This window comes from Microbulbifer mixtoriginis (SeqCode), from assembly GCF_052466765.1.
This window is the reverse complement of sequence record NZ_CP174289.1, coordinates 1,313,313-1,326,474: the sequence shown is the minus strand read 5'-3', so window position 1 is coordinate 1,326,474 and position 13,162 is coordinate 1,313,313. Positions and strand designations below refer to the sequence as shown.

Here is a 13,162-nt window from a genome sequence, read left to right as displayed (position 1 = left end):
GTTAGCCTCTCAGTTCATTTAATTGATCAATATCAACAGTATGCTTGCGATGATAAAATTGCAGAACTAAAGCAAGCGCAATTGCTACTTCAGCTGCCGCAAGAGTGACGACAAATAGGAACATTACCTGGCCATCAGCATTCCCCCAATGTGCACCAGCGACTACGAACATCAGTGCTGCAGCATTTGTGCAAATCTCCACACACATCAGCATGAAAATGACATTTCTTCGCATCATTAATCCTGCCAGTCCCAAGCAAAAAAGGATGGCTGCAAGTAGAACACCTGCCTCAAGACCTGGTGCGGTTTCAATTGGCATTATTAGATCCCTCTGAATCAATATTTCTACGACGAGCTAAGTGAAATGCACCAACTAATCCAGCCAGCAATAACATTGAAGCCAACTCTACAGCGAGAACATAGTGGCTAAATAGCGCGATACCTACTTGTTTGGGGCCTATGTAGTGATAGGTTTGACTTGAAGAGATTTGTCCATTACTCACCAATATAATAAGTTGAGCTAATAATAAGGCAGACAATAAAGCCGGGCCGATCCAGGTTCTGGGCTGAAGCCACGCCTGTTCCTGAGCTACAGTGGAATCTCCCTGGTTGAGCATCATAATGACAAAAATAATCAATACCATAATTGCCCCGGCATAAATAATCACTTCTAGAGCAGCAGCGAGAGGGGCTCCAAATTGATAAAAGATTACAGCCACTGCGAGTAGCGATGTCACTAGATAAAGAAGGGCATGTACAGCATTTTTATGAAAAATAACCATGGTTGTGGACGCTACGGCTATGGCAGCTGTCAAATAGAAGATAAGATTCATGCCTTTCGGCTCCCTGGTATTGTGTTAGTCGGTTGAGTGATTTTTTCTCAGCGACTTTTCTTGTTTAGTGAATTATTTTTGTTGTTTTTAATTATTGTTTTCTTTGCCGGCGACTGTTGGCTTGTTGATGATTGTTGGGGCCAATAATGATGTGTATTTTTAAAGCTATAGATTCAGGCCCTTAACATTAATTGGCTCTGCTTCATTATCTGCCTGGCCCTTATCTTTTCCTTTTATGGCTTTGCCTGCGACCTGATAAAAACTATAGTCGTGATATTTTCCTGGTCCATCGATCAATAGATCTTCCTTTTCATACACCATGTTTTGACGATCGTATTCACACATTTCAAAATCAGGTGTTAATTGGATAGCATAAGTTGGGCATGCATCTTCACAGAGTCCACACATGATGCAGCGCGAAAAATTAATACGGAAATATTCTGGACGCCAACGACCATCAGGATCTTCGGTTTTCTGTAAAGAAATACAATCTGGCGGGCAGGCAACTGCACAAAGATTACAGGCTACGCAGCGCTCCTCGCCATTGGGATCCCGGCTTAAAATAATTCTCCCACGGTAGCGTGGTGCTAGGTAAGGTTTCTCCTCTGGATACTGAACGGTGACATTACGCCGGAATAGGTGTTTAAATATTAACCACATACTGCGAATTTGACTGGCGATCATTTCCGTCCTCCTGCAATACTGTGGGGATGTGATTGAATGCCTAGGCGATCCATAACAGTACTCCAGCGGTTGCGAGCAGATTAAACAGAGACAAGGGCAACATGACCTTCCAGCCAAATTTCATCAACTGGTCGTATCGAGGACGAGGAAGGGCTGCACGCAATAGAATGAAAATGGCAACCAGAAAAGCAGTTTTGAGGCAGAACCAGATAATAGGAGGGAGTAGAGGGCCATGCCATCCTCCTAGAAATAAAGTGGTGATTAGTGCGGATATCAGAATTACAGCAAGGTATTCACCAACAAAAAACATTCCAAACTTCATACCTGAATACTCAGTATGAAATCCTGCTGTTAATTCATGTTCTGCCTCGGGGAGGTCAAAGGGTGTCCTGCGACTCTCGGCGATACCGGCAATAAAGAAAACAATAAAACCTAGAAACTGGGGCACAATAAACCAGGTGTCCGCCTGGGCATTGACAATATCCCTCAAATTGAAACTACCGGACATCATCACTACACCCATCAGGCTCAACCCCATAAAGACTTCATAGGAGACTGTCTGTGCGGCGGCTCGGAGACCACCTAGTAGCGCATACTTATTATTAGAGGCATAGCCACCAAGGATGATGCTGTAAACGGCAATGGAGCTCATTGCAAGCACAAACAGTAGACCAATATTAAGATCGGCAACCCCAATACTTGGTGACATGGGCACTACGGCAAAAGCAATCAGCATGGTTGCCATAACGACTGTAGGCGCTAGAACAAAGACAGGAATATCGGCAAACCGAGGAATGAAGTCTTCTTTAAAGAACAGCTTAATCATATCGGCAAGAACTTGTAATGTGCCGAAGGGACCCACCCGATTTGGACCTGGCCGATCCTGCCAAAATCCAAGAAGTCGTCTCTCTCCCCAAGTGAGAATAGCTGCGAGTAACACGGTAACGATAAGTACACCGAAAATATTGAGCAGAGTAATCCAGATTGGTGTACTCATGGCTTATTGATCCTCGCTAATCATAGGTGCCACTGCCGGACGTAGAGAGGCATAGCCAGGAATCTGAGGAGCCAGGCTCTCCATTCCCGGTAATCCAAAAGGCACACCAATACACCCATGGGGTATGGTGTTGCAGGGTCTTATTTCTGCTCTATGGGTGTCATTGCTGGTTTCTATATCTACCAGTTCTCCCATAGTCAGAGTGTAGTGAGCTAGGGTATCTGGATGTATTAATATAAATGGAGCATCAATAATCTCAGAGAGAGACATTGATTGGTTACTGAGTTCCTCACTACCAAAGAGGCGATAAATGGGAAGCATCTGTACTTTATTGGAGGTTTCTGATGGATGCTCTAATTCACCACTAGAGGGGAGGTATTCAGAGATAGGTCGTGGAGCTCGTTCAATTCTTTTGCCTGACGGCCCCCCTTTACGCTCACCACCAACTTGTTGTTGAAACTTAAAGATAGATTGGTTGGAGTTCCATCCTGGTGACCAAATATTTGCCTGGAGTGGAGTTTTATTGGGATTGTGTATGCCTTCCATACTGAAGCTCATGGGAGCATCAGGATCTTTAATAGGGGGTGTTTCTGAAACATGTTGTTGGGCGTGGATAGCGGTACGCCCACTATAACGGGCACTTTGTCGAGCGATCTTAAGACCATCAATGCGATAGTCTTCATTGGGGCCGAGATCAGCGAGAACCCCCAGTGTCGTGAACTCCTTCGCTATGGCATTACTGAGATCTGTACTGTGCTTCCAGCTGTTGATCACTGAGAGGTTAGCGGACTTCTCAGTACAGAAATCTACAGCATCTACTAGCCAGCGCCAGCTCTCCTGAATGTACCCTTTGCCTTCATAGACTGCATAAAACCGCTGGGCTAAACCATTATTATTTATATAAGTACCTTGTGATTCGGCCGTTGTAGATGCTGGGAAGATCCAGTTGGCTCTCTTGGCGGTAGGCGTAAGTAGAGAATCCATCAGAATAACTTCATCCACTAGAGAAAAAATCTTCTCTGCAGATGGTGTATCCAGTCGCCGATATAGATCATTTTCCAGCACAACAAGACTGGTTGGAATAGTATTCTTTGTTGTTGTCAGTGACTCTAAGAGCTGATCCAGATTGTTATCACTTTCATTAACAAGCTGAATTAATCCCAAGCTGTTAACTTCGCCACAGTTTAAATACAGATTAGTGGGTGACTTTTTGCGATCGCTTATTACGCAAGCCAGCTTGGCTACGGCGCTTAAAGTGTCGGGATGCCTGCTGGATACTCCGGATATAATCAGTGGATTAATCGCGTTTTCCAGTATTTGAGCCACGTGTCTAATCTGTTTCTGTAGTTCTGAGGTATTTTCAGTTCCCTGGTTGTTAGAATTTTTGATTTCCTCAGTGAGTGCATTAGTAAACTGTACAACTTTTTCTGGTGACTCAAACAGGGTAGTTTTGGCTATATCTGTGAGGTCGGTAAGCTCTGTTCCTATAAAAATAATCGGGCTGGGATCACCCTCTAGTTGTCTTACGGAAGCATCTTGCCACAAAGGAATTTTTAAATTTTGTGCTTGCTTTTTTTGACGATTACGTGCTGCTTGACGCACAGCCAAGGCAATACGGGGCGCCGTGTTATAGATATCTTCACCGATTATCAGAACCGCATCTGCGGATTCTATTTCTGGAGTATTGGGACTTTTTATTCGTTCGTCACTCTGTATAGCGTTGATCTGTTGCAATAATTGCTGATCGAGACGGTTTAGCCCAGAAAAGAAATTGTCGGCTCCAACTAGTTGCTGTAGAGCAAAATTATTTTCTATTGATGCTCGGGGAGAGCCAACGCCAATGATCCGGCGGAGTTGGCGTTGAGCAGCGGTGACTTGTACCGATAGGTGTAGAACACCATCGCGGGGGTTTACTTTACAGTGAAGTTTATCTTTTGAATCTGCAGTGGAGCTAATAAGCTCCTCATTATGTACACTCAATACCTGATCAATGCGTGTTGAGCCATTGACATATTCGTACCCGAAACGACCTCGATCGCAGAGAAAGTAACCGTTTATATCGTGGTGGAAGAGATTGGTAATACGCCTTAGTACAGGGTCCTTACCATTGCTGGATTCTCTTGCACCAGGTGCAGTGTTACACCCTACTGCACAGTGTTCACAAACCGAAGGCGCTGTTTGTAGATCCCATTTTCTAACAAAATGTGCACTGAATGTTTTATCAGTGAATACACCGGTAGGGCAGACTTCAACCAAGTTTCCGCTGAAGCCATTTTGTAGGCGACCTTCTTCTTGACGACCAAAATAAACCTGATGATTACGACCGAGTGCCTGTAAATCACTCCCTCCAGCATAATCGTTGTAAAACCGTACACAGCGATAGCAAGTAATACACCGATTCATTTCATGATTGATAAATGGACCAAGATATTGATTGCGATGTGTGCGCTTGGTGCCCCTATAGCGGCGCATGGTGTGACCTGACATTTCAGTCATATCCTGCAAGTGACACTCACCACCTTCCTCACAAACTGGACAGTCGTGGGGATGATTGGTCATCAGGTCTTCAATGATACTACCGCGAAATTCTTTTGCTGCCTCGGCATTGACACTGTAGATACCACCATCTCGAACTGGTGTCATACAGCTCATAATTAATCGACCCGATTGGTCTTCAGTGTCTTTATATTCGATCATGGCACATTGCCGGCAGGCACCTACCGAGCCCATTTCAGGGTGCCAGCAAAAATAGGGGACATTTAGACCTACAGTCAGACAGCTGCTGAGAAGATTTTGATCGCCATCAACCTGATACTTCTCGCCATCGATCGTTATGGTTGGCATCGTTAATCCATTATTTATTTGATATTATTGGGAGTCCGGCCAATCTCTTTCGCTAGTTATTTATAGGGGCAACAGCCTTTCTTGATATGATCTATATAGTCCTGTTCAAATAGTTTGAGGGAACTCTGAATGGGTTCTGCTGCCCCAGGAGCCAATGCACAGAAAGTTTTACCTGGGGCAATGCGCTTACATTGCTCATGTAGCAATTCAAGGTCTTCGGGTAGACCTTCCCCATTCTCGATTCTTTGCAGAACTTTCACAATCCAGGGCAAGCCATCTCGGCAAGGAGTACACCATCCACAGGATTCGCGCGCAAAAAACTGTGTAAGATTTAGTACCAGCCCAATAGGACAGGTTTTATCATCTAACACAATAATTGTACCGGTCCCCATACGGCTACCAGCCTTGCCGATCACGTCATAATCCATAGGAAGATCAAGGTGATCGGGCCCCAGGAAATCAGTAGATCCTCCGCCTGGTAGGAAGCCTTTTAGCCGAAGTCCATCTCTCATGCCACCGGCATACTGTTCAATAATTTCGCGAATAGGGGTACCCATTGGCAATTCCCAAGTGCCGGGATTTTTGACTTTGCCGCTGACGCCAAATATTTTACTGCCAGCATCCTGTCCGACGCCCAAGCCACGGTACCAGTCGACTCCATATGCTACCAAATGGGGTATATTGCAGAAGGTTTCTACATTATTTACAACTGTAGGTTTACCCCATAAGCCACTTACTTGAGGGAATGGTGGTTTAGCTCTGGGGATTGCACGTTGCCCTTCGAGAGCATTGAGAAGAGCTGTCTCTTCACCGCAGATATAATTACCTGCACTGCGATGCACAAAAATTTCCAATGAAAAATCACTATCAAAAATATTTTTTCCGATAAGACCTTGAGATTTTGCTTCCTCTATTGCTCGCTCCAGGCGTTCTGCTGCCAGGTGATATTCCCCGCGAATGAATATGTAACCAATGGATGCGCCTATGGCGTAGGCAGCAATTGCCATCCCTTCTAATAATAAATGTGGATCACGCTCCATAAGGAGGCGGTCTTTGAATGTGCCCGGCTCCATTTCATCTGCGTTGCAGACAACAAACTTTTGCTCAGGGGATCCTTCGCCTCGGGGAACAAAGCTCCACTTCAATCCAGTGTTAAATCCCGCCCCACCGCGTCCACGTAACCCGCCATCTTTAACAAGATTGATAATGTCATCCGGTACCATAGAGTGCGCTTTGCGCCATCCTTGGTAACCATCATTATCCAGGTACCGGGTGATATCTGCTGCGGTATTTTCTTTGGTGATATTTTTAGTGAGAGGATTTGTCAGCATGGATTTGTTTCTTTTTATCGATTAGTGCGTCGATAGCTGATTCATCGAGGTTTCTATACATTTCCTCTCCCAGCATGAGTACAGGCGCTTTATCACAATCGCCTAAGCAGGGAGCCTCCAATAGAGTAAATATTCCATCATTTGTTGTCTGCCCTGGTTCAATTTGTAGACTCTGGCTTATGTGTTTTTGTAATTGATCACAGCCCATAACCCAGCAGCTGGCACTTTTACAAAGCAAGATCACTTCTTTCCCAACGGGCTGACGAAAAATTAGTTGAAAATAAGTGGCTACGCTCTCCAGTTGGGCTACAGGCATCTCCAAGTAGTTTGCAATGGCCCGTAGACTACCGTCTGAAATCCAGCCCCGATACTTTTGTACGATTCTAAGTGCTTCTAAACCCACAGAAGATTTTCCCTCATAGTGAGAGGCCTCTTCATCAATTTCTCGCTTTTCCTCATCGGTGAGGGTTTCGGAGAGTTCTTCTGGATCCTTGTTACTTTGCTCCATTACTTCGATCAGTTCCGGTTCTAGTACGCTGGACATTTTCGCCTCCTATGGTTGAATCACGGAGGCATCTAGAAGATGCTACTGCCGCCGGTGGTTACTGCGACATAAGAGCATCGAATCCTGTATTTCATAAAACTCCCCATAATCTAAGCTGAATTTATTGTTGTTATCGGTCAACATCTGCCATAACAAAGTCAATACTGGCAATGATTGCAATAAGATCCGCAATTAACAGTCCCCGTGACATAAGTGGAATCATTTGTAAATGTGGGAATGAGGGTGTGCGTATTCTGGTGCGGTATGATGTCGTCCCTCCATCGCTGACAATTTGATAACTGTTGAGGCCTTTAGTGGCTTCGATTGGGAAACACACCTCACCGGCGGGCATTACAGGTCCCCAACTGTTATTTACAAAGTGTTGGATGAGGGTTTCTATATCCTGCATAGTGCGCCCCTTTCGTGGAGGCGTCGTCAATGGGTGATCGGATTTATAGGGCCCAGCCGGCATATTTTCCAGGCACTGACGGATAATGCGCAGGCTCTGCCACATTTCATCCACTCGCACACGACACCGATCAAAACAATCACCACCATCATAGCTGGGAATATCGAATTCAAATTGGTCATAGCCACTGTAAGGGCGTTTTTTACGTAAATCCCATTCAAGCCCGGTTGCGCGCAGACCGGGACCCGTCACTCCCCACTCCAGTGCTTCAGCGGTATTGTAGACGCCGATGCCCCGTGTACGTTTTTGTAGCAGTTTATTTTTGATTACCATCCCGTCGTAATCGCGCAAGCGTTGTGGCATATAGTCGAGAAATTCCCGGACCATCTTTTCCCAACCCTCTGGCAGATCCTGGGCAACACCGCCGATCCGAAACCAGGCCGGATGCATACGCCCACCAGTGATGGCCTCGACTATGCCAAATAGCTTCTCCCGGTCGATAAACATGTAAAAGACAGGGGACATCTGTCCGACGTCCTGAGCAAAGGTGCCGAAAAAGACGAGATGGCTGGAAATGCGGAAAAACTCGCACATCATTACACGAATAACCTGGGCACGTTCTGGCACCTGAATTCCAGCGAGTTGCTCCAGAGCCAAAACGTAGGGCAGGTTATTCATAACGCCACCCAGGTAATCAATGCGATCTGTATAGGGCACATAGGTATGCCAGGCTTGGCGTTCTGCCATTTTTTCTGCGCCGCGATGGTGATAACCGATATCTGGTACCGCATCCACTATTTGTTCACCATCGAGTTGCAAGGCGATGCGAAAAACGCCATGCACACTGGGGTGGTTTGGCCCCAGATTTAGAAACATAAATTCTGAGTCTTCATTGGCACGAGCCATGCCCCAATCTTCAGGACGAAATAATAGTGCCTCTTGCTCCTTACGCTCTTTTTCTTCAGAAAGACTGAAAGGGTCTACTTCTGTGGCGCGGGCATGATGATCTTTACGCAGGGGATGTCCTTTCCAGGTAGTGGGCATCATAATCCGGCGCAAATGTGGATGCCCTTCGAAATTAATCCCAAAGAGGTCCCAAACCTCCCGCTCATACCAGTTAGCGTTTTGCCAAATATTATCAATTGATGGCACTGAAAGCTTGGATTCGTCCAGAGCGACTTTAATGCGGATAAATAAATTGCGAGTGAAAGAGAGGAGTTGGTAGACCAGGGTAAAATCACTAGCTGGCTGCTTTTCAGGTCCTTCTCCGCGGTTTACTCGCAAGCGCTCATCTATTGCGCTGAGGTCGTAAAGCATGGCGAATGGACGAGAAATATCCACCTTGAGGAATTGCAATAAGGGAATCAGGGACTGGGCATCTACCCATAGAGTGGGCATATCTCCACAATTTGGTTGCAACCAGTAATTGTGCAAATGATATTCCTGGTCGATATCACGCAGGAATAGCTCAGCTTCCTTGCTATAGGCAGTCTCACTGTAAATACTTTTTGCTATAACGCCTGTCATGAGGGTCCCATTGTTATTGTTTTATTAGAGCGCTTTAAGCTTTAAACCGTATCTGGAGAGCGCAGTAGTTCCGTACGCATCCGTTCTTCACGATGCAAATCCCGTTGGCTTGGTTTGGCTACTTTTCTGGTTCCCTGTTCGTCCACTACCCAACTGAAATTTCTGCGCTCGGCAGCAACGGATTTTTGTAGCAGAGTGAGACCCTGCAGTAATGCTTCTGGGCGTGGGGGGCACCCGGGGACATAGACATCAACAGGCAAAAATTTATCGACACCTTGCACCACGCTGTAAATGTCGTACATGCCGCCAGAGTTGGCACAAGAGCCCATGGATATCACCCAGCGAGGCTCGATCATTTGTTCGTAGAGCCGCTGTACCACAGGCGCCATTTTTAGGAATACGGTGCCAGAAATTACAATAAGATCAGCTTGCCGTGGCGTTGCACGAATGACTTCTGCGCCGAAGCGGGAGATATCATGTCGGCTGGTAAATGCAGTGGCCATTTCCACATAGCAGCAGGAAAGCCCGAAGTTAAATGGCCAAAGTGAATTAGAGCGTCCCCAGGCGACTAACTCTTCCAACTTGGCGAGTAGAACATTTTTTTGCAGGTCTTCTTCGAGTTCCTCGCCACTTGACTTACGGGAGTCAGAGGCGATGACATCATCTGCCTTACTCAGCTGCCAGCGCATGGTGTTTTCCTGGTTTCTTTATTGATTATTTTTGCGGCCAATCAAACTTTTTTGTTGTCCGCCCCACTCCAATGCACCCAGGCGCCATAGGTAGATCAGCCCTACCAGTAGGATGACAATAAAGATTGTGGCTTCGATAAAGCCGAGAAGTCCGGTCTCAAAGAAGGCAATTGACCAGCTAAACAGATAAACCGCTTCCAGGTCGAATACAATGAATAAAATGGCAACCAAATAGTAGGCAACTGAAATTCGCAGGCGAGCACTGCCCTGGGAGATAATCCCGGATTCAAAAGGTTCATCTGTTGCGGGATCTCTTCTCTTCTGCCCGAGAAAATAGGAAAGGCTCAGCATCAGGACAATTAGTGCGAGTACAGCAAGGCAATAAACGACAAGAGGCCACACTTCCGGGTTGAGCTGCTCTGGGTAGTTCAACTTCTTTCTCCCCGTTTTTCTTATGGGTCACGCCCGAATTGATTCTTAGTACCGCCGCGAAAATACTTGGTATTTTTTTGATAGGAACGATTTCTAGTACAGAAAACGAATGGAATACTTTTGAGTTGCCCTCTACTTCAATGAGGTGCCTGCTAGCTCCCAAAATCCTTGTTTGCTTGTTCACTGTTTATAAGGCTTAGTCCAAGATTACGCCAGTATCACTAAGGAACGTTTAATTCTTATACCTTTACTTTTTATTAGATGGAATTCTGTGATAATTAACGTCAGTGATCGGAAAACTTAATTTTGTGTCAATAAATGGAGATATTTAAGACATGTATGGCGCAATAAAATAGGTGAAAAGGCGATGCAAGATAGAGAGAGCTGGGATTGGGATTCGTATGGGGAGTGGTGCGGAGATAAATCAGGAGACTGTGCCCCCCGATTTAAGGCGTTAGCCGAAATTGGTGTCCATCATCTCTCTATCGTAGTCGAGAAGGTATGAGTCGAATTTCTTGTATAGCTGAGACAGTATGGCCTTGTTGCCAATAACGTCCATGCCTCGAACATCATAAGGCCAAGCTTCAACTCCTTTAGTTAGATCAAAGAGGTAGATGTTTACTAGCGGACATGGCTTGACGCCTAAGTCTTGTGCCATGCTGCACCAAAGTAGCTTCTTCAGACTTGATTTGGGTAGTTTTATCGCAATTGTATGCCAGTAATCTTCAGTTTCCCCCTCAATCCAGCCTTCATCTACCGCTACACGCTCAAACCAGTGCTCTTTCTCTTTCACTTTCTTGGGAAATAATCCAATGTTTCTAAGCTCACGAAAAGTGGAGATAGAAGAAACTAGGGGTTCGTTACTAAAGATACGGTAACAGGCAACAATCTCCTTATCGAATATTTCTTCATATATTTCGTGAGATTTACGTAATGCTAAATCAAATTGATCGAGCCAATCTCCACCTAAGGAAAGCTCAAAACGAAGGCCTCCTTTGTGGGTATAGAACAAAGGTCTTTCGAAAGCTTTTCCGGAAAATTGAGACTGGATAGATTCTCGAATATTCATTGTAGCCTTAACGAGACTGTAGAAAAACAGTTTTAGAAAAATCTGCCATTTCCCAGATTCCTCCAATTGAAATTTCGGCCAAATTTTATCTATACCACCAAATTTCATTCATTGTATTAAATTTAGGCATCTTGATGCCCTTAATTTATACTCAATCAGTGGATACTGCCATATCTCATCAACTTTTCAATGTTATGTACCAAGCAGAACATCTGCCATTGTCCTTGAACCTTACTTTTTCCTCGTAGCGAGAAGCGATTCAATCGTTTATTGGTACCAATGTTTCCAAATACCGGTTCGACAGCAGACATTCGATGTCCATAAATGGTCTTGCCCTCGATACTATCAACCCTCTTCTTCATCCAGTCGGTGGCTGTCCGTCCGTTTGTCCACGTAAGGGATACTTGCCTTCCGTGTCCTTTTCGAGAGTCAGCAGAGTCTGGGTTTCGCATACACTGACTTTTAAGGCTGCATGCCCTGCAGTCGGTGAGGCGCCCTTCGAACAGTAGTTTCTTCTTACCTTCACTGACATGCTCTTCTTTTAACAAGAGCATGGCTTTTCCTGCAGGACAGATACAGGTTTTCTTTTTCTTGTTGAATGTAAATTCACTAGCTGGGGTAGTCTTCTGGACATTAGCCCTACCTTTTTGATTGCGCTTGCCATACTTGGTTTTTTGCGTTGTAAAAGCTTTATCACGTGAACGGAATTTATTATCAGGTATGTAGGCATTGATGCCGTTCTCTCGCAGGTAGTTGTAGTTAGCGTCGTTGGAGAATCCAGTATCAGCAGTAATGATGACCTGTTTGGCCAAGATGTCTTCATCTATTCCTATATTCTGATAATGGCAACTGATGCCATCAAGAATAGGTTTCAATGTATGATGCTCCTGGCCCTCTCCAAAGGCCTGGGCCTCAACAACTATCTGATGCTTCCTATCAACTGCGGCAACACCGTTATAGCCCTGGATGGTTCCCTTGCTGGTAGTCATCTTAGCTGATTCATTGTCCGTGATATTACTTTTCACTTCTTTAGGTTTTTTACCTTGCCCCATCCTGGGGGAATGATTCTTTAAGAACTGATCAATTTTATCAAAGTGTTTCTGCAGCGTATCCGCCGCTTTAGCTACCGCTTGCTTTCGCTCTTTTTCTTTAGGCTTCCTGCCATCCAGCCTCTTGTGCTCTTTGAGGAAATATTTGATCTTCTTGCGAATTTTTTCCTGCTTCTGTGCTAGCTCTCTAAAAGTCCCCGAATGTTCTTTGCTGGCATTGGATGGCATCTTGCATCCATCTATTGCGAAAAGTTCGTTTCCAAGCAGTCCCTGCTGATCGCAGACCAGTAACACTTGCTCAAACACCGACTCAATCGCATCAGGATAACTGCTTACGAAACTTGCAATACTAGTAAAATGCGGAACGGTATCGCATGACAGTGCTTTGAAGAGGATATTGTTCTCACATTGCCATTGAATTTCACGACTTGAGGTAATGCCTTTTGAGTAAGCAAACAATATGATTTTCAGGAGGATAGCTGGATCATAAGCGGTTCGCCCGCCGCTATCATTTTGATATTTTTTATGGAAGGCAGAGAGGTCGATATGATCATCAATCAGATGATGAAGTGTAAACTCAAAGGTTTCAGGTTGTAATTGTTCTTCGAAATTGATGACGACCATTGCATCTTGGTTGTAATCGTAACGTTTGAAGTTGGGCATATGGATAATCTCGACATCAAGACCTCCATTTTAACAAAAAAGCTACCTTTTAAGAGTTTTTCTACAGCCTGAACGCCGTCATAAGCGGCTG

Annotated in this window: 12 protein-coding genes; all 12 read right to left on the bottom strand. The window is 45.1% G+C overall.

Annotation, left to right across the window (positions count from 1 at the left end):
• Nucleotide 1: 1 nt before the first annotated feature.
• The 12 genes from nuoK to ACJJIV_RS05840 all read right to left on the bottom strand — a co-directional run bounded on the left by nuoK (nt 2) and on the right by ACJJIV_RS05840 (nt 13,071).
• A complete protein-coding gene (gene nuoK / locus ACJJIV_RS05895) occupies nt 2–319 on the bottom strand; it encodes an NADH-quinone oxidoreductase subunit NuoK (RefSeq protein WP_435583630.1) in 318 nt (105 codons plus the stop codon).
• Nucleotides 309–833 (bottom strand): NADH-quinone oxidoreductase subunit J, encoded by a 525-nt coding sequence (nuoJ, locus tag ACJJIV_RS05890; RefSeq protein WP_252084839.1) that lies wholly within the window; start codon nt 831–833, stop codon nt 309–311. Before nuoJ ends, nuoK begins: the two co-directional genes overlap by 11 nt.
• 165 nt (nt 834–998) lie before the next feature.
• On the bottom strand, nt 999–1,517 hold the full coding sequence (nuoI, locus tag ACJJIV_RS05885; RefSeq protein ID WP_252084840.1) for an NADH-quinone oxidoreductase subunit NuoI: 519 nt from the start codon (nt 1,515–1,517) through the stop codon (nt 999–1,001).
• 40 nt (nt 1,518–1,557) lie between these two features.
• Nucleotides 1,558–2,514 carry an NADH-quinone oxidoreductase subunit NuoH gene (gene nuoH / locus ACJJIV_RS05880; protein WP_252084841.1) on the bottom strand — a complete coding sequence of 319 codons (957 nt, stop codon included), beginning with the start codon at nt 2,512–2,514 and terminating at the stop codon, nt 1,558–1,560.
• 3 nt (nt 2,515–2,517) lie between these two features.
• Nucleotides 2,518–5,358, bottom strand: coding sequence for an NADH-quinone oxidoreductase subunit NuoG (nuoG, locus tag ACJJIV_RS05875; RefSeq protein WP_444891088.1), 2,841 nt, complete (start codon nt 5,356–5,358; stop codon nt 2,518–2,520).
• 56 nt (nt 5,359–5,414) lie between these two features.
• A complete protein-coding gene (nuoF, locus tag ACJJIV_RS05870) occupies nt 5,415–6,689 on the bottom strand; it encodes an NADH-quinone oxidoreductase subunit NuoF (protein WP_444891087.1) in 1,275 nt (424 codons plus the stop codon).
• Nucleotides 6,667–7,233 (bottom strand): NADH-quinone oxidoreductase subunit NuoE, encoded by a 567-nt coding sequence (gene nuoE, locus ACJJIV_RS05865; RefSeq protein ID WP_444885847.1) that lies wholly within the window; start codon nt 7,231–7,233, stop codon nt 6,667–6,669. The genes nuoF and nuoE overlap by 23 nt, the downstream gene beginning before the upstream one ends.
• 130 nt (nt 7,234–7,363) lie before the next feature.
• Entirely contained in the window at nt 7,364–9,169 is a 1,806-nt protein-coding gene (gene nuoC / locus ACJJIV_RS05860) for an NADH-quinone oxidoreductase subunit C/D (RefSeq protein WP_444891086.1), read from the bottom strand.
• A gap of 41 nt (nt 9,170–9,210) precedes the next feature.
• Entirely contained in the window at nt 9,211–9,858 is a 648-nt protein-coding gene (locus ACJJIV_RS05855; RefSeq protein WP_444891085.1) for a NuoB/complex I 20 kDa subunit family protein, read from the bottom strand.
• A gap of 18 nt (nt 9,859–9,876) precedes the next feature.
• Nucleotides 9,877–10,290 (bottom strand): NADH-quinone oxidoreductase subunit A, encoded by a 414-nt coding sequence (gene ndhC, locus ACJJIV_RS05850; protein WP_252084847.1) that lies wholly within the window; start codon nt 10,288–10,290, stop codon nt 9,877–9,879.
• Nucleotides 10,291–10,744: 454 nt separating this feature from the next.
• Nucleotides 10,745–11,467, bottom strand: a complete 723-nt coding sequence (locus ACJJIV_RS05845) for a DUF3885 domain-containing protein (RefSeq protein ID WP_444891084.1) — start codon at nt 11,465–11,467, stop codon at nt 10,745–10,747.
• A gap of 47 nt (nt 11,468–11,514) precedes the next feature.
• Nucleotides 11,515–13,071 carry a transposase gene (locus ACJJIV_RS05840; RefSeq protein WP_444889496.1) on the bottom strand — a complete coding sequence of 519 codons (1,557 nt, stop codon included), beginning with the start codon at nt 13,069–13,071 and terminating at the stop codon, nt 11,515–11,517.
• Between the last annotated feature and the right edge of the window lie 91 nt (nt 13,072–13,162).